The organism is Flavobacterium sp. 9R (assembly GCF_902506345.1).
GTDB lineage: Bacteria > Bacteroidota > Bacteroidia > Flavobacteriales > Flavobacteriaceae > Flavobacterium.
Genome location: NZ_LR733413.1, coordinates 745916 through 767646 on the forward strand (window position 1 = coordinate 745916; position 21731 = coordinate 767646).

Consider the following 21731-nt stretch of genomic DNA (forward strand, 5'->3'; position numbering starts at 1 on the left):
TATAAAAAAAATACCACAGCACAAGCTAAGGGCTTGCTGTGGCTGATATAAATACTACTTATGGAAATTAATTTAGTGAGTGATACTGTGACCAAACCTTCTCCAGAAATGTTGCAATATATGTTTAGAGCAGTTGTTGGTGACGATGTTTACAAACAAGATCCTACAGTAATTGAATTAGAAGCACGTGTAGCCGCAATGTTTGGAATGGAGGCTGGGTTGTTTTTTCCTTCAGGTACTATGGCGAATCAAACAGCTATAAAATTACACACCCAACCTGGTGAGCAGTTAATTGCTGACAAATATGCCCATGTATATAATTATGAAGGAGGTGGAGTTTCGTTTAATAGCGGCGTTTCTTGTTGTTTATTAGACGGAAATCGAGGAATGATAACAGCCAATCAAGTCGCTGAAGCTATCAATGACCCTGAATTTTATCATAGCCCAAAAACAAGTTTGGTGTGTGTAGAAAACACCACCAATAAAGGTGGCGGAGCCTGTTATGACCTCGAAACCTTACAGCAAATTAAGCAAGTTTGCGATAGCAATAATTTAAAGTTTCATATGGATGGCGCCAGAATTTGGAATGCTTTGGTAGCCAAAAGACAAAATCCTAAGGAATACGGAAAGTTGTTTGATACCATTTCAGTTTGTTTGTCCAAAGGATTGGGAGCTCCAATAGGTTCGGTTTTGTTGGCTGATAAAGAAACCATTCATAGAGCCTTGCGAGTGCGCAAAATTTTAGGAGGCGGAATGCGTCAAGTAGGATATTTAGCGGCAGCTGGAATTTATGCTTTAGAAAATAATATTATGCGATTGACAGAAGACCATCGCAGAGCCAAAGAATTGGGGCTGCTACTGAGCAGGCTTCCTTGGGTAGAATCAGTTGAGCCTGTTGAGACGAATATCTTGATTTTTAAAGTGATTCCAAGTTTGAGCGATGCACTTTTAATTGAAAAATTACGTCAAAAAAACATAGCAATTAGTTCACTTGGAAAAGGAAAGCTCAGAATTGTGACGCATTTAGATTACCGAGAAGTAATGCATTCTTACGTAATAGAAACCTTGCAACGTTTGTTTGTAGCATAAAAAAAAGGATTTATAAAACTATAAATCCTTTTTTTGTGTTCTTATTTGAATAAGTTGTCCATTCCTGGAATCATCGGCATATCCATTTTTGCAACTGCATCTAGCTCTGTTTGATTTACTTGATTGGCTCTTGCGATAGCTTTATTGAGTACCAAAATCAAATAGTCTTCCAGTTGTTCTTTGTCTTCTAGTAATTCATCAGCTATTGTGATTGATTTTACAGCTGTATTCGCTGTAACCGTAATTTTCAATAAACCATCTGAGCTCTGTTCATCAATCAAAACGGTGTCCAATCTTTTTTTTGTGTCCTCTATTTTTTGTTGGGTTTCTTTTAACTTACCCATCATTCCCATTAAATCCATTTTTGATTTTTTTTAAATTGTTGAGGCAAATTTACTATATTGCTGACTGATAATCAATAAAAAAATAATGAAAAAATCGATACGATTGGGTTTGCTTTGTGTTATTTTTGCATTAACAATTTCAATGGCAAACGCACAAAAAATGGCTAAAAATATACAAGCACCTATAGCTAAAATTATTCCTAAAACACTAGTAAAACATAATCATACCCGTATTGATAATTACTTTTGGTTAAACGAAAGAGAAAATCCTGAAGTAATAACTTATTTGAATCAGGAGAATGAGTATTACAATGCTAAAACAGCAGATGCGAAGGAATTTCAAAAAGAGCTTTTTGAAGAAATGAAAGCTCGAATCAAAGAAGATGACCAGTCGGTTCCTTATTTTTACAACGGATATTTTTATATAACACGTTACGAAAAAGGGCAAGATTATCCTATTTATGCTAGAAAAAAAGGGAGTTTAACTGCTGCTGAAGAAATTCTTTTTAACTGTAATGAATTAGCCAAAGGACAATCCTATTTTCAGTTAGGAGGGATGAGTATCAGTCCTGATAATAAATATGCATCCTTTGGAGTAGATACTAAAGGAAGAAGAATTTATACCATTCAAGTTAAGAATTTAGAGACAGGGGAAATTCTTTCAGATAAAATAGAAAACGTTACTGGAGGGTCTGTTTGGGCCAATGATAATGCGACTATTTTTTATACCCAACAAGACAAAGTTACCTTAAGAGCAGATAAGGTTTTTAGACATAAATTAGGGACTGATGCTAAAAATGATGTCTTGATTTTTGATGAAAAAGACGATACTTTCAATGTTTATGTGAGTAAAGAAAAATCAAGAAAATATATTGTAATTGGTTCAGGAAGTACGCTAACGAGTGAGTACAGGATTTTGAATGCAGACCAACCTGAAGGAGAATTCAAAGTATTCCAACCAAGAGTTCGTGGTTTGGAGTATAGCATTTCTCATTATGGAGATTCTTTCTATGTTTTGACCAATAAGGACAAGGCAACCAATTTTAAATTGATGAAAACGCCTGAAAACGCTACTTCAAAAGAAAATTGGAAAGATTTAATTCCGCATCGTAAGGATGTTTTATTAGAAGGTATCGAAATATTTAAAAACTACTTAGTTGTTGAAGAACGTTCTAATGGTTTAAATCATATTCGTATCATGCCTTGGAACGGAAAAGGAGATTATTATTTGCCTTTTGACAACGAAACCTACAGTGCTTATACCACCACAAATGTTGATTTTGATACTGATATTCTTAGATATGGTTACCAATCAATGGCAACGCCTTCTTCGGTTATCGATTTTAATATGGCAACCAAAACCAAAGAAGTATTAAAAGAACAACAGGTATTGGGCGGCAAGTTTGACAAAAATAACTACATAGAAGAACGTGTTTGGGCAACTGCAGCAGATGGTACTAAAGTTCCAATTTCGATGGTATACCATAAATCAATAAAAAAGGATGGTAAAAATCCTTTGTTATTATATGCTTATGGTTCTTATGGAAATACGATGGAACCTTATTTTTCTTCTACAAGATTATCCTTACTTGATAGAGGATTTGTATATGCTATAGCTCATATACGTGGAGGTGAGGATTTAGGAAGAAAATGGTATGAAGACGGGAAACTATTAAAAAAGAAAAACACCTTTACTGATTTTATTGATTGTTCAAAATTTGTTATCCAACAAAAATATACCTCTCCAGAGCATTTGTATGCTGAAGGAGGTTCCGCTGGTGGATTATTAATGGGGGCAGTAGTAAATATGGCTCCAGAATTGTACAATGGAGTAATCGCTCAAGTTCCTTTTGTTGATGTTGTAACAACTATGTTAGACGATAGTATTCCGCTTACAACGGGAGAATACGACGAATGGGGAAATCCAAACGACAAAAAGTACTATGATTATATGTTGTCTTATTCTCCTTATGATAATGTGAGAAAGCAAAAGTATCCTAATATGTTTGTTTCAACGGGCTTGCATGATTCGCAAGTACAATACTGGGAACCAGCAAAATGGGTGGCTAAATTAAGAACAATGAAAAATGACGATACAGTTTTGTACTTAGTGACTAATATGGATGCTGGTCATGGAGGAGCTTCAGGTCGATTTGAATCTTTAAAAGAATTAGCCAGAGAGTTTAGTTTTTTGTTAGATTTGGAGAAAATTAAAAAGTAATTGGATTTTTTTTGTTAGTTTTGCAACATATCTAAGGGGTTGCTAACAGCTTAGATTAACTATTTTTTTATGAAAGAAGAAATAAATGCTTACAATAATGTTTTAGAGTTAATAGGTAATACTCCACTTATTAAGCTAAATACAGTTACTCAGGAATTAGAAGGTAATTTCTATGCAAAAGTAGAAGCTTTTAATCCAGGACACTCATCAAAAGACAGAATTGCATTATACATAATCGAAGAAGCTGAACGAAAAGGCATTCTATCACCAGGAGATACAATTATTGAAACTACTTCAGGAAATACCGGATTTAGTTTAGCCATGGTTAGTATTATCAAAGGCTACAGTTGTATTCTTGCGGTGAGCTCCAAATCGTCAAAAGATAAAATTGATATGCTGAGAAGCTTAGGCGCAAAGGTATATGTTTGTCCAGCACACGTTTCAGCAGACGATGAACGCTCTTATTATAATGTTGCTAAAAGGCTTCATGAAGAAACAAAAGGGTCGGTTTATATTAATCAATACTTCAATCAATTAAATATAGACGCGCATTATTTGTCTACAGGACCAGAAATTTGGAAACAAACCAAAGGTAAAATTACCCACTTAGTTGCGTGTAGCGGTACAGGAGGAACAATTTCTGGAACAGCAAAATATTTAAAAGAGCAAAATCCAGAAATTAAAATTTTAGGAGTGGATGCTTTTGGTTCTGTACTAAAGAAATACCACGAAACTAAAGAATTTGATAGCAGTGAGATTTATCCCTACCGTATTGAAGGATTGGGTAAAAATCTAATTCCAACCGCTACAGATTTTGATGTTATTGATAAATTCATGAAAGTAACAGATGAGGAAAGTGCTCATTCAACTAGAGAATTGGCTAGAAAAGAAGGTCTTTTTGTAGGGTATACTTCTGGAGCTGTTATGCAAGCTATAAAGCAATATGCAGAAGAAGGTGAGTTTGATAAGGATAGTAATGTTATTGCTATTTTTCCAGACCACGGATCTAGATACATGAGTAAAGTGTTTAGTGATGATTGGATGAACGATCAGGGCTTTTTTGATAGTGTCAACGAAGAAGAAGAGCAAAAAATAGAGTTTGTTAAATAATTTTAATAATCTTACCGCAAAAAAAAACTCCATTTATTAAAATGGAGTTTTTTTTTGAATCTATAGGAAGCTATTCTTCCATAGTATGGTAAACGTTCATCACGTCATCATCTTCTTCTAGTTTTTCAATCAATTTTTCTACATCAGCCATTTCAGCTTCAGTAAGTTTTTTGGTGATTTGAGGGATTCTCTCAAAACCAGATGATAAAATATCTAAGTTTCTGTTTTCTAATTCTTTCTGAATAGTTCCAAAGCTACCAAAAGGAGCGTAAATCAATATTCCGTCTTCGTCTTCAAAAACTTCTTCTGCACCAAAATCAATTAATTCTAATTCTAATTCTTCGGCATCAATTCCTTCTTTTGGAATTCTAAAGTTGCAAGTGTGGTCAAACATGAATTCAACCGAACCTTGTGTACCAAGTGCACCATTGCATTTGTTGAAGTAGCTTCTAACGTTAGCAACAGTTCTGTTATTATTGTCAGTAGCCGTTTCTATTAGAAGAGCAATGCCGTGAGGTGCATAACCTTCAAAAAGCACTTCTTTATAGTTAGCAGTGTCTTTATCAGTTGCTTTTTTTATCGCACGTTCTACATTGTCTTTGGGCATATTAGCTGCCTTAGCATTTTGTATTACGGCTCTTAATCTCGAATTGGCATCAGGGTTTGGACCACCTTCTTTTACTGCCATTACGATATCTTTACCAATTCTAGTAAAGGCTTTGGCCATTGCAGACCAACGTTTCATTTTTCTACCTTTTCGGAATTCAAAAGCTCTTCCCATTTCTATAAATATTTTGAACTGCAAAAATACAGTTATTCCTTATTTTACCAAATTGATTTCAATTCTTTTGTTGTAATTTTAGTCGGCACCATATTATTTTAGCACAAAATAATCATTGATGATTTGTATGGCTTCGTTTAAGTAGTGATTGTTTTTCAAAGCCAAGATTTGTGTCTCTTTGAACGCTCTTTCAGAAGGATATACTTTTAATAGCGATTCGTTAAACGAAGAGTTTTTTACATTCAAACTAATACTTTCATCTTTGAAAGAATTGATGCTTTCCCATAATGTAGTGACCAATTTTTGTTCCTCAAAGACAGTTTCAATTTGCATTGGAATTATAGTTTTCGGATTTTTAATCAATTCATCTATTCTTTTATTCATACTAACGACATTGTTAAAATAGGAACTTGCCGTTACTCGTTTTTGACTGTTTTTTGTCAAATGATGAATCAATTTATTCTTTACATAGGGAGTAAATGGAATTGAGGTTGGTAAAACATCATTTTTAAATGCTGTGGGATAATCTCTTTCTTTTTGAATTATGGATTCATAAAGTACGGGTACTTGAACATCAGGAAGTACACCAATACTTTGATGACTTTTGCCAGTAATGCGGTAAAATTTGTTAATCGTTACTTTTACAAAATTCTCTTCATTGCTATCTGTTGGGAGTATGGTTTGCATTGTTGCTTTTCCTAAGGTACTGCTTCCAATAACCATAGCTCTGTTGTAATCTTGCAGTATAGTGGCAAAAAATTCACTGGCTGAGGCTGTATTACCATTGACTAAAATAATCACGGGACCCTTGTATAAGTAGCCTCGATAAGGGTCTTGAATGATTTGTTGTTTTTGACTTTTGTCTACTACTATAGAAATAGGACCGTGGTGAACAAATAAACCAGCTAATTTGATGGCTTCTTCCATAGAGCCTCCGCCGTTATCCATCAAATCAATGACCAATCCATCTATGTCATCGTTTTGTAGTTTTACAATTTCGGTACCTACGTCTTCAGCACAACCACTTTTGTCATTACTTTCAAAATTGGAGTAGAAACTTGGAATTTTGATATAGCCAATTTTATTTTTGTCTTCAACAAGGTAACTATAGACACTATTCTGTTCGTCTTTTAAAACTTCTTTTTCAAGGGTGACACTAAAGTTTTTTTCACCCTTTCTTTTGATGGTGAGGGTGATGATTTTGTTAGCATCAGACACAATTAAATCTCCTATTTCTTCTAAAGAGGCACAAGTGACTTTTAGCGTTTCCTGTTCATTGGCAATGGAAATGATTTGGTCGCCTTTTTTTAGTTTTCCATTTTTAAAAGCTGGCCCATTGGGGTCTATATCATCAATTATGATTTGATTTTTTTCATTCAAAGACACTAAAAAACCCAAAGAAAGCTTTTCTTTTGATAAAGAAGAAACGAAATTCGATTTGCTATTGACACTAAAATAATTGGTATGTGGGTCAAAATACGTGCAAAAGAAACCATATACTTTTTCAGAAATAGTGCTTTTTTTCTTTAGTTGCGCGCTAATCTTACATAGTTCATTTTGAATAGCAATTTCTTTATAGTAATTGGTCAGTGATTTTAAATTTATTCGAATAGAATCAAGATTTTTACTGCTTGCAGCAACTTCATTCAGGACATCAAAGCGAATTTTTTTTCTCCAAATTTTTTCAAACTCCTTTTCAGTCATATAAACAGGAAAGGCTTTTTTGTACATCCTGATGGTGTCCGCAGTATTGAAATTTAGAGAATCTTTGTTGAGTTTTTCTAATAGCAATTTGTTGCGAAGAAGCGCTTTTTGATAAATGTCTTCAAAGGTAGCAATGAACTGACAATCCTCTTTTTGTACTAAATTATCAATTTGTAAACGGTAATTTTTTGATAAACTATCGTACTCCGACTTATAAAATAGATTTCTTCCGGAATCTAAATCGTTAATTAGATTGTCAAAAATAAAAACCGATAGACTGTCGTCTACCGGTTTTGGATGTACATGCTCTTGTTGAATTAAAGCATTTATTTTGGAAAGAATTTTACATGGTGAGGCGTTATTTTGAGCCATTAAGTGACCACCAACAAGTAAGGCTACCAGTAAAATTTTTTTCATAATTGTTTATTTTTTGTAGAAAGGAAGTTTTACAACTGTTGCAGGAACATCATTCTTTCTGATTCGGATATAAATAGTACTATCAACAGCGCTATTTGGAGTAGTTACATAGCCTAGACCAATACCTTTATTCATAGAAGGAGACATTGTTCCCGAGGTTACAACACCAATTACAGCACCAGACGCGTCAACAATTTCATAATCGTGTCTTGGAACAGCACGTTCTTGCATTTCAAAAGCAACTAGCTTCTTGGATACTCCTGTTTCTTTTTGTTTTTTTAAGTTTTCAGAATTGGTAAATTCTTTAGTGAATTTAGTAATCCATCCTAAACCAGCTTCAAGAGGAGAAGTAGTGTCGTTGATGTCATTCCCGTACAAGCAAAATCCCATTTCCAAACGCAAAGTGTCTCTTGCAGCCAAACCAATTGGTTGTATACCAAAAGCAGCTCCAGCTTCAAAGACTTTGTTCCAAATGGCTTCCACTTGTTCATTTTTGCAATAGATTTCAAATCCACCTGAACCAGTATATCCTGTTGCAGAAATGATTATATCTTGGAATCCAGCAAATTCAGCTACTTCAAAATGATAGTAAGCAATCGCAGACAAATCAATTGTAGCCAATGATTGCATGGCTTCAACCGCTTTTGGTCCTTGAATGGCTAATAATGAATAATCATCAGATAGATTTTCCATTGTTACGCCAAGGTCGTTATGAGAGGAAATCCAATCCCAATCTTTGTCGATGTTTGAAGCATTCACTACCAAAAGGTATTTTTCTTCTTCCATTTTGTAAATGATTAAATCATCTACGATTCCACCATCATTGTTAGGTAAACAAGAATATTGAGCTCTACCTATGGTTAAGGTAGCGGCATCATTTGAAGTTACTTTTTGAATCAAAGCCAAAGCATTAGGTCCTGAAAGCATAAATTCACCCATATGCGAAACATCAAATACACCTACACCGTTACGAACGGTTTCGTGTTCTACATTTACTCCTGCATAAAGAATTGGCATATTGTATCCTGCAAAAGGCAACATTTTTGCTCCTAAACCTTCGTGTATGTGCGTAAGCGCGGTATTTTTCATTGTGTTTTTTATATAAAATTTAGTGGGGCTAATTTATTGATTTTATTTCTCGTGGCAAAGAATTGCTACGGATATTCAATCAACGAATTTGGTCTAAGTTTTAAATTATTAGCAATAAAATTAAAAATCATTAAGATTTTGAAATAATCGTATGTAAAATCGAATCATATTGTGGTAATTTTCTATTTCAACATGTTCGTCAAAACCATGAATGTGCTCTAAATCTGCATTTTTAAAACGCATTGGAATAAAACGTAAAATATTGTTGCAAGTAAGATTAAAATGTCTTGAATCTGTCGAACCAATGACCAAAACAGGAGCTACTATGGTTTTAGGGAAAATTTCGTTACAACTTTTCTCCAATGCACGGTAACCAACAGATTTTTTTTTGGCAATGGGTGAAGCATTAACAGCTTCTCCTTTAAAGCTTACTTTTACTTTAGGATTGTTGATTACTTTTTTTAGATATGGCATGATATCTTTGATAGAATCACCTGGAATCAATCTAAAATTTATAGTTGCAGAAGCTTTGTGTGGAAGGACATTTTCGGACTCGCCAGAAGAAAACATAGTAGTTGCTGCAGTAGTCCTAATCAAAGCATTGGTCGAGTATTTTTTTGACAATTCTTTTTTTATCATCCCACTAAATAGCCAACTGTTTTTAAAAATTATTTTTTTTGAAAAATCCATTTCAGGGGCTATTTCATCAAACATTTTCTTGGCCAATCCATGATAATGCGCCCTAAAAGGCTTGTTCTCTATATTGGCTATTGCTTGACTTAATATTCCTATAGCAGTATGTTTTGAAGGCATGGATGAGTGACCGCTTTCTTGATTTACAGTAAGTTCAACTGTGGCATATCCTTTTTCGGCAATCCCAATAAACGCAATCGGTTTAGGTACTTCTGGAATGATGTCCATCCCAACTCCTGGTCCTTCGTCGAGTATTAATTCAAATTCAATTTTGTTTTTTATAAACCAATCGGCAATTTCTTTAGCGCCATTACCATAGGTTTCTTCATCATCTCCAAAAACAAAGTAGGTGGTTCTTTGGGGTTCAAAATTGTTTTTCAAAGCATATTCTGCTGCTTCCAATAATCCTATCAAAGATGATTTGTCGTCAAGAGTTCCTCTTCCATAAATGTTTCCGTCTTTGATTACTCCACCAAATGGTGGAAATTGCCATTTGTTTTTTTGATGTTTTGCAGGCACAACATCTTGGTGCGCCATAAACAAAGCTGGTTTTAATTCGGGATTCATACCCTCCCATTTTAATAGAATGGAGTGGGAGTTGAAGGGGATTTCGGTACAGGTTTCAAAAACCAATGGATAGGTTGCTTTGAGAAAAGCTTTGAATTTTTTGAACTCAGTGTTATAAAAGGTCAAGGAATCTCTTTTGGAGACGGTCTCAAACTGGATGGCATTAACTAGGTGTTGTGTGGCAGAATCACTAATGATAATATTCTCGTATTGTATGGTCTTTTTTTTCTTTTTCCGAAAAAATTGTGCTTGGGTATTTATGGCGAAAAGTAAAAAAAGAATTGAGCAATAAAATTTCATTTTTCCTGAATTTTTAACATAAAATAGTGGAAACTTCTATTGCTAAAATAAGTAAAAAATGTTAATTTGTTTTAATATCTTAATGATTTAACTTAAAAGCTATTATTTGTTTGCTTTGGAGGTATTGTACTCATAGCTCTTTCTGTAATAGCTGTAATCGTCAAACTAGGATTGACACCAATATTAGCAGAAATCATACTGCCATCACAAACGAGCATATTACTATAATTGAATACCTGATTGTTTTGATTAATCACACCATTTTCAGCATCCTTGCCCATACAAGCGCCTCCTAATATGTGTGCTGTGGTCGGAATTCCGAACAAGGCTTCGGTACTTATTACCATTGCTTTGCCGTTTACAATAGTTGCTACTTCTTTGGCTAAGGTTTGTGCAATAGGATTGAATGCAGTGGGTGGCTTGCCTTCATCTATAGTTGTTTTTAGCAAGCCGAATTTGGAACGTTGCATTTTTAAGGTAGAATCAATGCTTTCCATATAAAGCAATATTTGTGTTCGTTTGCTCCAGTCGGACACGAAGAACGTCTTTAGATAAGCTATTGGCTCAAGACAAATTGCTTTAACCATTTTAAAAATTCTACTAAGCAATGTAGTACCTTGAATCATAGGAGCCATTAGTAATCTCCAAAAGCCAGAGCCTTCAGAATACTTTACAGGTTCTATATGTCGGTTTTCGTCTAGGTGTACGATAGAGCCAATTGCAATTCCTTTAGAGAAATTTGTTGCTTTGTCAAAAGTAGTTACACCAATTAAACTTTCCGAATTGGTGCGAACACCTTTGCCTACTGTTTTTGATAAGTTGGGGAGGGAAGTGCTTTGTAGACGTAGTAATAAACCTAAAGTACCAAGAACTCCTCCTGCAAAAACCACACCTTTTGTTCTAATTTTTTTCTTCTTTGGGAACGCTGAAAGTGCATCTTTGCAAAGCACTTCATATCCGTCACTGCCATCAGCATTTAAAGGAATAACATCATAGACTAATGTTTTGGCTATTATATTGCAATCATAGTGTTGAGCAAGGTGCAAATAGTTCTTATCTAAGGTATTTTTGGCATTATGTCTACAGCCCAACATACATCCTCCACATTGAATGCATCCAGTTCTATCAGGTCCTTTTCCGTCAAAATAAGGGTCCGGTTGTGTAACATTGGGTTGACCAAAGTATACTGCAACATCTGTTTTTTCAAAAGCGGAAGGTTGGTTCAGTACGTTAGCCAATTCTTGCATGACAACTTCACTTTTGCTCGTATATGGATGTTTTTCTGCTCCTAACATTTTTTTTGCTAAAGTGTAAAAAGGAGCCAATTCTTGTTCCCAATCGCATAAAGTGTTCCAGCTACCCGATTTAAAAAATGGGCTTTTGGGCACAGGTAACGTGTTTGCATAAACCAAAGAACCACCACCAACTCCAACGCCACTCAGAACAGCAACATGTCTAAAAAAAGTTAATTTCAATAATCCCGACCAACGCAATTGGGGCAACCACAGCCATTTTTTGAGATTCCAATTGGTTTTAGGGAAATCTTCGGGCTTGTTGAACCATTTTCCTTTTTCGATTACGATAACTTTATACCCTTTTTCGGCTAGTCGCAAGGCTGAAACAGATCCGCCAAAACCACTACCAATAACTACATAATCACAATCCAATTTTTGTGACAGCGATTGCTCTTTCATAATTACTTTATTTGTTGATTAGCAAAATGTTGCAGTTGCTTGTGCATGACTAGAAACCATAGCGGTGGAATGAAGGAAAGTAACATCATTCCAGGATAACCCGTTGGCATCTGTGGACTTTGTTCGTGATGCCGTAATAGCGGATACTTTCGGCTTGCTATATAGTGATGGTCTGAATGTCTGGATAATTCTAATAATAAAATCCTGCCCAACGGATGATTAGAATTCCAGGAATGTACGGGAAGCGTTCGCTCATAGCGTTCTCCTTTACGTAAACGTCTAAGACCATAGTGCTCGATATAATTTACGGTTTCTAAAAGCAGTATACCAATAAAAGCACCTATTGTAAAAAAAACAGCAGTCTGAATACCATAAATGAAAACAATCAAAAGGATAAAAGTGAGTTGTATCAATTGAAATAAGAGCATTTCATTATGAAAACTCCAAAACGATTGCTGCTTGAGTTGCAATCTTTTCTTTTCTAACCCCCATGCAGATAGCCAACCTTTGTAAATGGACCTTAGGTAAAAAGCATAAACTGTTTCCCCATACCTACTAGAAGCAGGGTCCTCGTTTGTTGCTACATTTTTGTGATGGCCTCGATTGTGCTCAATAAAGAAGTGCATGTATAGCGTAGTAGCCAATAATAATTTACTCAATGTTTGTGCTGTTTTAGAACTTCGGTGTCCAAGTTCATGAGCGGCATTGATACCAAGAACACCACAGGAAATACCAAAGGCAGAAGTCAGGCCAAATTGAGTAAGTAAAGTGAGATTGGGAGTACTTACTTTTTCTAAGAAGTACATTAAAATGAAGTATTGTAACGGAACCAAACCCAAGAGAATCCAGTCATAGAATTTGTTTTTAGCAGCATTGATTTCTTGTTCTTCGTTGAGATTTTGGCTACTGGCTTTGGTAAATAATTCAAAAAAAGGAACAAGAACAAATACAAAAAACACCGCAAAAAAAGACCAATACGTTGTTGACGATAACGAAAGGAGTACTACAATAGGGGTAATGTATACAAATAAATAGGTCCAGTTGGTATTTTTCATAGTTCACAGGAAAGGATTGAATAGTATACAAACTTGGTGTAATTTTTAATGGTTTTTTAGACGTTACCGTTTAAAAGTTATGATTTTGGGTCCAATGCAAGCACCATCGCTCTAATTTCGTTGAGATAATTAATAAGCCAAGTAGCATTTAAATTCTTTTCAGTAATCTGAAGGTAAAAATTCTCTATGGTCAAATTCAGTATCATTTTGGCGAGTGCAGGGTTCGTTTTTAATCCAAGCGCTTCAGCCCAAATGTCTAAAAAAGCGGCTTCGACTGGACGATTCGCTTCAATAAAACAGTTTTGAAAACTAGGGACATCTCTATGAATTCGCAATTGACGATTGAATAAAATATCGGTTTTGACTTCGAGAAGTACTGCGATTAAATCAGGATTGATGCTTTTGCACTGCGCTATTTTTTGGGCTATAATTTTGGATTGAACCAAATGATATTGCAATAGTTCTTCTGTGAAAATGGTAACATCGGCAAAATGATGGTAGAATGAAGATTTGTTTTTGGCTACTTTTCTAGCCAATAATTCTATTTTTAAGCCATTAGGGCCCTCATGAGCAAATAAATCGTAACCTATTTTTATCCAAGGATCCTTGATTGTTTTTTTCATTGTGCAGCAGATAAAATACGATTGATGAAGTAATCATATTGCATTAAGTTGAACAGTAAATATATACCAAATAACTAGATTTTATCTCAGTTTTGAACAATCTATGAAATGATTTAATGCTTTCTTCTAATTCTTAAGATACCGCCGCTGGCTTCTTTGATAAATTGAATGTAAGTAAAAGCATGAGGGTCAATGATTTCTATTTCGTCTTTGATGCGAAGTAACTCTAGTCGGGTAACAATAGTGACAATTACATCACAATCTACTTTTACATCAAAACTCTCTGGTAAATAGCCTCTTTCTCCCTTTATGACAGTAATTCCTTTACCGAATTTCTTTACGATTAATTCTTTTATTTCTTGACTTTTTGAAGAAATTATATGCAGAGCCGTATATTGTTCTACGCCATGTGAAATATAATCCAATGCCTTGACTGCCGAAAAATAGGTCACAATTGAATACAAAGCTGTGGCGATTCCGAATGTCCAAGCGGCGGCCAAAAACAATAAAGTGTTCATTGCAAAAATAACTTCAGAAACATTTAAACCAATTTTGCGAGTGGTTAGTAAAGCCAATATTTCAATACCATCTGCAACAGAGCCACTACGAATGCACAACCCCATACCAACCCCAATTAAGCATCCGCCAAATAAAGCAATTAACAACGGATCTGAGGTGACGGCATCAAAATGAAAAAAAGTCATTCCAATTGCGATGAGCAAAAAAGTAATAAGGCTTTGTATCGCAAAAGTGATTCCCAATAGGCGATTTCCTAAAAAAAGAAAAGGAATATTGAGCAATAAAACCAATATTCCAAAGGGCCAATGTGTAATTTCATGAATCAAAATCGAAACGCCAATGACACCACCATCCAAAAATTTATTGGGAATCATAAAACCTTTGAGTGCCAAAATAATAAAAGCAACTCCAATTAAATTAAGGACAATATTTTTTGGATGAAAAATTTCTTTCCAATCAATTGTATTTGGATTATGATTCATAGGTTATTCATTTTTTATGGATAAATTTAATTATTTATATTTTAAACAACTCATTTTCAATTGTTTATTTTTATTTTTGATTGTTTTATGAGTCGTTGTTTACTCATTGCTAATGTTTTTTGGTAGTAAAGCAGCAAGCTATTTGTAAAAAATGTATCTTTGATTTTATTATTTACCTCAAAATCAACCATTTAATTTGTTTTCTTACTGCATTTTGGATTCTAATTATGTTTAATATAAAATTGAATTACCATGGGGCGAAGAGTTAAAATTGAGTTGAATGTAGAAGCTAGTCGGTTATTCCAAATGACCAATCCTTCTCAAGCGGATATTCACGAGCGTTGTTCTTTATCGGATGATAATGATGGATTTACTGCTAACGGAAAAATAGAAGATTTTCTATCAAATGTTTACCTGTCTCAGGAAGTTGAATGGGTAGGGATTACCGATGATAAATGGTATTCTATAGCCATTGATAGTATTGTTTACGATTTAGATCTAAACAATAATGACACCGAAATGTGCTTTGGTAATGACAAATCAGATGATTATGTTATCAAAGGCAAAGGAGGTATTTCGGGAAATGTTGTAGCCACTGTAAAGGACCGCGAAAGCTTAATTGGAAAACAAAATATCTACAAAATTCACTTTACCGTTCATTACAAAGAGGAATCAAAGTCATACTTAATTGATCCAAAAGTAGCCATCAATCCTTAATTCAATTATTTTATATTTTGTCAAAAAATCTACTAAAGGCAAGAGGTATTCTCATAGCTGTTCTTTTGATAGTTACTACTCTCACGGCTCAGGATCAAAAAACAGCCGATAGTTTAGCCACGATTTACAAAAAAGGAGGGGCTACCGCAGCAGTTCAATTAGAACTACTTCGCAATTTAGCTTTTAACGAACTTAATGATCTTTCATTATCCATCAAGTATTCCAATGAGTTAATTGCTTTGTCCAAAAAAGAGAAAGACAATTTGTATTTATTCAGAGGGTATTACCTAAGAGGGCATAAGCAAAAACTAAAAGGCGATTTACAAGAGGCATTAAGCGATTTTATGGTTTCGATTAAGATAGCGCAAGCCTCAGCCAATACTGTTGGAGAAGGGATTTCGTACATGGAGATGGCGAATGTCTTTTCGGTTATGAAAGAAACCAAGAAAGCCTATGCTTATTATAACAAGGCTATTGCAATTTTGCGAAAATCAAATGACAAATTAAAATTAGCCTCGGCTTTGTCAAATCTTGGGGATGAATACTTAAAAAACAACGTATTAGACAAGGCGTTGACTTGTTTTTATGAATCGGGAAAATTATTCGAAGAAGAAAAATACACTAGCGGTATTGCTTATACTTTGGGAAGTATGGGAGTGATTTACTTTCAACTTGGAAAAGATGAAATGGCTGTCAATAATTTAAAAAAGGCCATTCATTTATTGGAACCTATTGAAGATTATTATGGGATATCGGAGTATTTGATTCATTTATCTACTGTTTATCAAAAACAAAAAAAATGGGATTTAGCGCTTAAAGCCGCTTCCAAAAGTTTGCAATTAGCTCAAAAAAACGGATACAAAGATCAAATAAGTACTTCCAACTTGCAATTGTCTGACTTGTATGAGAAAATAAATAATTCTCCCAAAGCTTTAGAATTCTTTAAAGCTCATGTAGCTTACAGAGACAGTGTAACCAATGTTAAGACAGTACAGGAACTAGCCGATTTAAGAACCAATTTTGAAGTATCAAAAAAGCAAGCTCAAGTGAACCTGCTAGAGAAAGAAACCGAAATTCAACAACTGAAAGCCAAAAAGCAACAGAATATTATCTACGCTACTGTTGTTGCGATTGTTTTGATAATTATGCTTGTAATTGGTCTTTTTAGAAGATACCAATTCATTAAAAAGACAAAAGCAATTATTGAAAATGAAAAAAATCGATCCAATGCCTTGTTGTTAAATATTTTACCCGAAGAAACCGCTAGTGAATTAATGGCATCGGGAAAAGTATTGGCAAAAAAGTTTGAATCGGTTACGGTTTTATTTACAGATTTCGTCGGATTTACTGCTTATGCAGAAAAATTACCTCCTGAAAAGTTAGTAGAGCGGGTTGATTTTTATTTTTCAAAATTCGACGAAATCATAGAAAAATATGATTTAGAAAAAATAAAAACCGTTGGAGATGCTTACATGTGCGCTGGCGGTTTGCCATTTGAAACACAGGATCATGCTTACAAAATGATTCTTGCTGCACAAGAGATTATCAAATTTGTTTCGGCAATTGCTAAAGAAACACAAGATCAAAATCATTTCCAAATCAGAATTGGCATCAACACGGGACCTGTTGTGGCTGGGGTAGTAGGAACCAAAAAATTTGCTTATGACATTTGGGGCGACACGGTAAATACAGCGTCACGGATGGAATCCAATTCTGAACCTGGAAAAATCAATATATCTCAAAATACTTTTGACTTAGTAAAAGAACAATTTCAGTTTGAATACAGAGGAGCAATCGAAGTTAAGAATCGAGGAAAAATGAACATGTATTTTGTACAGTAAATCCTTTTTACGCTAATTGAGAACCCCAAATAAATTGTTCTAAAAAGTTAGTTTTTTTTCCAAAACCATAAAGTCCAATGGTTCCGAAGTAAGGGCTTTATCTCCTTCACCAAAAGGAAAAGGTTCTCGCAACCCTGTATCTTCATAACCGTTTCGAACATACCAGGCCAACAATTCTTTTCGGATGCCAATTACAGTCATTTGAATTCTTGAAAGTTCAAGTTGCTGTGCGAGTTGTTCAGCAGCTTGTAGCAATTGTTTGCCAATGCCACTATTTTGCAATTCTGGTGAAACGGTAAGCATTCCCAAATACAACATTTCTTTTTTTGCAATTAGTAAGACACTTCCAATGATTTTTTCATCACGGGTAAATTTCAATAAATAATGATTGGGAGAAGTAATAATGCTAATTAATTCTTCTTCTGATGTCCGTGTACCTTCAAGCAAATCAGCCTCAGTTGTCCATCCTTTTTTGGAACTTTCTCCACGGTAGGCCGAGTTTATTAGTGCCGATAATTCAGCAGCATCTGCTATAGTAGCTTGAGTAATCATGAGTTGGAATTAATATTTGAATTATTATTCTTTGGGTAAAGGAGCGCCAACAGCAATATCACAGCGGTGTTTTGGTTGACCATGTGGTGGATTCATACCTTCTGGAGTTGGAGCAGCCTCTGGTGTAGTCGCTAAAAGCGGTGGTACATTGCTGCCATTAGCTACAGCAGGAGTGGTTACAACGGTGGTCTTGGGAGCGGCAGCAGTTTTGGCTACTGGAGAGTTCAATGGCGCACCTACGGGAATATCGCATCTATGTTTTGGTTGTCCGTGAGGAGGATTCATACCAGGAGGAGTAACTATTTTGGTCGTTGTAGCAACCGCATTTGGATTCTTCACCATAGTGTATTTGTACTGATACATGACACTTTCCTTTTTTTCTTCTTTTCCAACATAAGCAGTGTTGCTTGAAGTAGCTGGTGGAGTAGCAGTCGCAGGAGCGGCAGCCATTTGTGTAAAAGGAACTACATTGGTTCTTTCGTTGGTAGCAGAAGTTTCTTCTTCTTTTTTACATGAAAAAAGAACCAAAGAAGACAAAAGTAATAGAGAAAAAGACGCTTTCATTATAGTATCGTTTTAGAAAGTTCAAATATAGGTTTTTTAGGAATTCACTGTTACCTCAGGCTTAAATTTAAAAGACAGCAAAGAAAGGATTTTTAGCAAGTATGCAATAGTTCTCCAAACAATGTTTATTTTTGAGAAATCACATTACATATCTAGTATGAACAAACAGCTTCTTTTAGGAATTCTTTCCTTAGTTTTTGGTACTTCTGTATCGGCACAAAAAGGGAATACAGCAGTCTCAACCGATTTAAACGCTCATTTTAAAGCAGCCAAGTGGCGTTCCATTGGTCCTTTTCGTGGTGGCCGATCAGTAACAGCTACTGGAGTTACATCAGATCCATCGACCTATTATATGGGTACCACAGGAGGTGGTTTATGGAAAACACAAGACATGGGAGTAAGTTGGTTTCCTATTTCGGATGGCTTTTTTAAAACGACTTCGGTAGGGGCCATTAGTGTGGCAGAAAGTGATCCTAATGTGATTTATGTTGGGATGGGCGAACACGCCGTAAGGGGAGTGATGACGCATCATGGTGATGGAATGTACAAAAGTACTGATGTCGGGAAAACATGGAAGAAAATTGGACTAGAGGCTACGCAGCATATTTCTCGAATTTGTATTGATCCTAAAAATCCAGATATTGTTTATGTAGCGGCTCAAGGGGCGCTTTACGGAAAATCTTCTGAGAGAGGAGTTTATAAAACAACAGATGGCGGAAACACTTGGCAAAAAGTATTGTTTAAAAACGATCAAACGGGTGCTGTTGAACTTTCTATGGATGCTACTAATTCAAGGATTTTGTATGCAGCTCTTTGGGAACATGGACGTAAGCCTTGGCAAGTGATAAGTGGTGGAGCAGGTAGTGGTCTCTATAAATCAGTCGATAGTGGACTTACTTGGACTCCTTTAAAAGAAGGACTTCCAGCGGCAATGGGAAAAATGGCAATAGCTGTAGCTCCTTCCAATCCCGAAAAAGTGTACGCGCTAATTGAAAGCGATTGGGAAAAAGAAGCTGGTGGATTGTACGTCTCTAATGATGCTGGGAAATCTTGGTCTCAGGTGACTACAGATCATCGATTGATCCAAAGGGCTTGGTATTATATCGAGTTGTTTATCGATCCGAATAACGAAAATACAATCTACGTAATGAGTGCTCCAGCGATGCGCTCTACTGATGGTGGAAAAACTTGGGAGGATATTTCCAAAACCCATGGGGATTATCACAATTTATGGATCAATCCTAAAAACTCCAATAACATGATTATTGCCGACGATGGCGGAGCTGCCATTAGTTTCAACAAAGGCAAGTCCTGGAGTAGTCAAAACATCTATCCCACAGGTCAGTTTTACCGAATAGCGGTAGACAACCAGTTTCCATACAATATTTATGGAGGGCAACAAGACAATACCTCGGTAAAAATTGCCAGTCGAAACCTAAGTGGCTATGGCATATCCGAAAAAGAATGGACTGCTTCTGCTGGTGGTGAAAGTGCTTTCTTGGCTTTTGATCCTGCCAATCCAAGGTTTGTTTTGGGTGGAAGTTATCAAGGAACCATCGAAGTATTGGATACACAAACCAAAACCAGCACCAACGTTATGGCAGCGCCAATTTTGTATTTAGGACGCGATGCCAAAGACATGAAATACCGCTTCAATTGGAATGCGCCTATAATTAGAAGCATGCATGAACCCAATACTTTTTATCACGGATCCCAATTGCTTTTAAAAACGGAAGATTTAGGACAAAGTTGGACAGAAGCTTCTCCTGATTTGACCCGAAACGAGAAAAGCAAACAAGGAAAACCAGGAGTCCCTTTTACTAATGAAGCCGTTGGAGCTGAAAACTACGGAACACTAAGTTATATTCAAGAATCCCCACTAGAAAAAGGGGTGATATATACAGGTAGTGATGATGGTTTGGTATATATTACTAAAGATGGAGGTAAAACTTGGCAAAATATAACTCCAGCTAATTTGGCAGAATGCCTAATCAACGCCATTGAAGTGTCTCCTTTTGATAAAGCCACTGCTTATGTGGCTACAACGCGATACAAATTCAATGATCATGCACCAGGATTGTACAAAACCACAGATTATGGTAAAACGTGGAAAAAAATCAATGAGGGAATTCCAGCAAATGCTTTTACCCGTGTCGTTCGCGAAGATGATACCGTAAAAGACTTATTGTATGCTGGGACCGAATTAGGCTTGTTTGTTTCGTTGGATGGCGGATTGCATTGGCAGTCTTTTCAAGGAAATTTGCCGTTAACACCTATTACTGATTTAAAAGTGCATCAAAACAATTTGATTGCTTCAACTTCTGGAAGAGGGTTTTGGATTTTGGACGATTTGAACCTAATCCGTGAATTTGCAAAAGATAATACATCAGGGAATACCCAAAATGACACTTTCAAAATTTTCACTCCTAATCCAACCTATTTAACCAATAGCGGAAGCGAATTGGATCAAACCGATGCTGAGTTTACAGGTATGGGAACTACTCGAGGCGTAAATCCAGCTTCTGGAGTGGTGCTGTATTATCAATTACCTGAGTTGAAAGAAACCGAAACGGTACAGCTTCAAATAAAAGATAAAACGGGTAATGTGATTCGAACCTTCAGCTCAAAAGCGGATGCTGAATTCAAATCCTATGATGGTGGTCCAAAAGCGGATGCTGTACTGTCTAAAAATAAAGGCCTCAACCGATTCGTTTGGGACTTGCGATATACAGCATTACTAGGAAATCCAAATGTATATATTGAAGGTAGTTATGAGGGGCATAAAGTTGGTCCTGGTGAGTATACCATTACTATCAAAACACCAACGCAAGAATTGAATACTCAAGCAAAAGTCTTGGCCAATCCTTTGTTTGATGCTACAGACAAAGCCTACCAAGAATACCACGCGATTAAATTCGAGATGGAACAAGAGTTCAATGAGATGCAAACGTTAATCAATACGTTGTATGCGAAACAACAGCAATTAGCCACATTAACTGCGCAATTGGCCGCGCATCCCGAACAAGCTGCAACACTAGCAGAAGGAAAAAAAGTGCTTCAGAAAATGAAAACTTGGGATGAATTGATGGTGCAAAGAAAATCAAAGGCTTATGATGATGTAGAAAACTTTCCCAATAAGTTCAATGCCGATTTCTTATACCTAATCAATCAATCCGAAAGCGTTGTTCCTAAGGTGACACAACCCGTAAAAGACTTGTGGAAGGAATACCAAACCAAATGGCAACAATTAAAAACCGAAGGCAATCAAATCCTCAATCAAGAATTACCTGCTTTCAACAAAAAATTATGGGAAGCTGGAGTAGGAGGAATTTGGACGAAATAAGATAAATGACTTTAAGCTTAAGGCAG

Annotated in this window: 17 protein-coding genes; 6 read left to right on the forward strand and 11 right to left on the reverse strand. The window is 35.7% G+C overall.

The window, feature by feature from the left end; genetic code table 11:
* Window positions 1-60 precede the first annotated feature (60 nt).
* Complete coding sequence (locus tag FLAVO9AF_RS03325; protein WP_159684243.1) at window positions 61-1089, forward strand: low specificity L-threonine aldolase; 1029 nt, start codon at window positions 61-63, stop codon at window positions 1087-1089.
* A gap of 41 nt (window positions 1090-1130) precedes the next feature.
* Here FLAVO9AF_RS03325 and FLAVO9AF_RS03330 read toward each other — a convergent pair whose 3' ends face one another.
* Window positions 1131-1451 (reverse strand): YbaB/EbfC family nucleoid-associated protein, encoded by a 321-nt coding sequence (locus tag FLAVO9AF_RS03330; RefSeq protein ID WP_159684247.1) that lies wholly within the window; start codon window positions 1449-1451, stop codon window positions 1131-1133.
* A gap of 142 nt (window positions 1452-1593) precedes the next feature.
* On the opposite strand from FLAVO9AF_RS03330, the gene FLAVO9AF_RS03335 reads away from it, so the two are divergent.
* Entirely contained in the window at window positions 1594-3654 is a 2061-nt protein-coding gene (locus FLAVO9AF_RS03335; protein ID WP_159684250.1) for a S9 family peptidase, read from the forward strand.
* A gap of 69 nt (window positions 3655-3723) precedes the next feature.
* The gene (locus FLAVO9AF_RS03340) at window positions 3724-4764 is read left to right on the forward strand and encodes a PLP-dependent cysteine synthase family protein (RefSeq protein WP_159684254.1); all 1041 of its coding nucleotides are present in this window, start codon (window positions 3724-3726) and stop codon (window positions 4762-4764) included.
* Between the two features lie 70 nt (window positions 4765-4834).
* On the opposite strand, the gene FLAVO9AF_RS03345 is transcribed toward FLAVO9AF_RS03340, so the two are convergent.
* From FLAVO9AF_RS03345 to FLAVO9AF_RS03380, 8 genes are all read right to left on the reverse strand, one after another.
* Complete coding sequence (locus FLAVO9AF_RS03345; RefSeq protein WP_159684256.1) at window positions 4835-5545, reverse strand: YebC/PmpR family DNA-binding transcriptional regulator; 711 nt, start codon at window positions 5543-5545, stop codon at window positions 4835-4837.
* Window positions 5546-5638: 93 nt separating this feature from the next.
* Window positions 5639-7666: a S41 family peptidase gene (locus FLAVO9AF_RS03350; protein WP_159684260.1), complete on the reverse strand. Its 2028-nt coding sequence runs from the start codon at window positions 7664-7666 to the stop codon at window positions 5639-5641.
* Window positions 7667-7672: 6 nt separating this feature from the next.
* Window positions 7673-8755, reverse strand: a complete 1083-nt coding sequence (gene gcvT / locus FLAVO9AF_RS03355; RefSeq protein WP_159684263.1) for a glycine cleavage system aminomethyltransferase GcvT — start codon at window positions 8753-8755, stop codon at window positions 7673-7675.
* 120 nt (window positions 8756-8875) lie between these two features.
* Complete coding sequence (locus FLAVO9AF_RS03360; RefSeq protein ID WP_159684265.1) at window positions 8876-10315, reverse strand: M20/M25/M40 family metallo-hydrolase; 1440 nt, start codon at window positions 10313-10315, stop codon at window positions 8876-8878.
* Window positions 10316-10407: 92 nt separating this feature from the next.
* On the reverse strand, window positions 10408-12009 hold the full coding sequence (locus tag FLAVO9AF_RS03365) for a GMC oxidoreductase (protein WP_159684267.1): 1602 nt from the start codon (window positions 12007-12009) through the stop codon (window positions 10408-10410).
* Between the two features lie 2 nt (window positions 12010-12011).
* Window positions 12012-13064 (reverse strand): alkane 1-monooxygenase, encoded by a 1053-nt coding sequence (locus FLAVO9AF_RS03370; RefSeq protein ID WP_159684271.1) that lies wholly within the window; start codon window positions 13062-13064, stop codon window positions 12012-12014.
* A gap of 77 nt (window positions 13065-13141) precedes the next feature.
* Window positions 13142-13687 carry a TetR/AcrR family transcriptional regulator gene (locus FLAVO9AF_RS03375; RefSeq protein WP_159684275.1) on the reverse strand — a complete coding sequence of 182 codons (546 nt, stop codon included), beginning with the start codon at window positions 13685-13687 and terminating at the stop codon, window positions 13142-13144.
* Between the two features lie 113 nt (window positions 13688-13800).
* A complete protein-coding gene (locus tag FLAVO9AF_RS03380) occupies window positions 13801-14688 on the reverse strand; it encodes a YitT family protein (protein WP_159684278.1) in 888 nt (295 codons plus the stop codon).
* A 252-nt stretch (window positions 14689-14940) separates the two neighbouring features.
* Between FLAVO9AF_RS03380 and FLAVO9AF_RS03385 the strand changes: the two genes are divergently transcribed.
* A complete protein-coding gene (locus FLAVO9AF_RS03385; RefSeq protein WP_159684281.1) occupies window positions 14941-15405 on the forward strand; it encodes a hypothetical protein in 465 nt (154 codons plus the stop codon).
* A 17-nt stretch (window positions 15406-15422) separates the two neighbouring features.
* A complete protein-coding gene (locus tag FLAVO9AF_RS03390; protein WP_236552267.1) occupies window positions 15423-17246 on the forward strand; it encodes an adenylate/guanylate cyclase domain-containing protein in 1824 nt (607 codons plus the stop codon).
* Between the two features lie 39 nt (window positions 17247-17285).
* Here FLAVO9AF_RS03390 and FLAVO9AF_RS03395 read toward each other — a convergent pair whose 3' ends face one another.
* Complete coding sequence (locus FLAVO9AF_RS03395; protein WP_159684283.1) at window positions 17286-17798, reverse strand: GNAT family N-acetyltransferase; 513 nt, start codon at window positions 17796-17798, stop codon at window positions 17286-17288.
* Window positions 17799-17822: 24 nt separating this feature from the next.
* Window positions 17823-18362, reverse strand: a complete 540-nt coding sequence (locus tag FLAVO9AF_RS03400) for a hypothetical protein (protein ID WP_159684286.1) — start codon at window positions 18360-18362, stop codon at window positions 17823-17825.
* 157 nt (window positions 18363-18519) lie between these two features.
* Between FLAVO9AF_RS03400 and FLAVO9AF_RS03405 the strand changes: the two genes are divergently transcribed.
* Window positions 18520-21705 (forward strand): glycosyl hydrolase, encoded by a 3186-nt coding sequence (locus FLAVO9AF_RS03405; RefSeq protein ID WP_159684289.1) that lies wholly within the window; start codon window positions 18520-18522, stop codon window positions 21703-21705.
* Window positions 21706-21731: the final 26 nt, after the last annotated feature.

Coding starts and splice junctions, on each gene's coding strand:
- FLAVO9AF_RS03325 (WP_159684243.1), top strand. CDS start 61: ATGGAAATTAATTTAGTGAGTGATACTGTGACCAAACCTTCTCCAGAA.
- FLAVO9AF_RS03330 (WP_159684247.1), bottom strand. CDS start 1,451: ATGGATTTAATGGGAATGATGGGTAAGTTAAAAGAAACCCAACAAAAA.
- FLAVO9AF_RS03335 (WP_159684250.1), top strand. CDS start 1,594: ATGGCTAAAAATATACAAGCACCTATAGCTAAAATTATTCCTAAAACA.
- FLAVO9AF_RS03340 (WP_159684254.1), top strand. CDS start 3,724: ATGAAAGAAGAAATAAATGCTTACAATAATGTTTTAGAGTTAATAGGT.
- FLAVO9AF_RS03345 (WP_159684256.1), bottom strand. CDS start 5,545: ATGGGAAGAGCTTTTGAATTCCGAAAAGGTAGAAAAATGAAACGTTGG.
- FLAVO9AF_RS03350 (WP_159684260.1), bottom strand. CDS start 7,666: ATGAAAAAAATTTTACTGGTAGCCTTACTTGTTGGTGGTCACTTAATG.
- gcvT (WP_159684263.1), bottom strand. CDS start 8,755: ATGAAAAATACCGCGCTTACGCACATACACGAAGGTTTAGGAGCAAAA.
- FLAVO9AF_RS03360 (WP_159684265.1), bottom strand. CDS start 10,315: ATGAAATTTTATTGCTCAATTCTTTTTTTACTTTTCGCCATAAATACC.
- FLAVO9AF_RS03365 (WP_159684267.1), bottom strand. CDS start 12,009: ATGAAAGAGCAATCGCTGTCACAAAAATTGGATTGTGATTATGTAGTT.
- FLAVO9AF_RS03370 (WP_159684271.1), bottom strand. CDS start 13,064: ATGAAAAATACCAACTGGACCTATTTATTTGTATACATTACCCCTATT.
- FLAVO9AF_RS03375 (WP_159684275.1), bottom strand. CDS start 13,687: ATGAAAAAAACAATCAAGGATCCTTGGATAAAAATAGGTTACGATTTA.
- FLAVO9AF_RS03380 (WP_159684278.1), bottom strand. CDS start 14,688: ATGAATCATAATCCAAATACAATTGATTGGAAAGAAATTTTTCATCCA.
- FLAVO9AF_RS03385 (WP_159684281.1), top strand. CDS start 14,941: ATGGGGCGAAGAGTTAAAATTGAGTTGAATGTAGAAGCTAGTCGGTTA.
- FLAVO9AF_RS03395 (WP_159684283.1), bottom strand. CDS start 17,798: ATGATTACTCAAGCTACTATAGCAGATGCTGCTGAATTATCGGCACTA.
- FLAVO9AF_RS03400 (WP_159684286.1), bottom strand. CDS start 18,362: ATGAAAGCGTCTTTTTCTCTATTACTTTTGTCTTCTTTGGTTCTTTTT.
- FLAVO9AF_RS03405 (WP_159684289.1), top strand. CDS start 18,520: ATGAACAAACAGCTTCTTTTAGGAATTCTTTCCTTAGTTTTTGGTACT.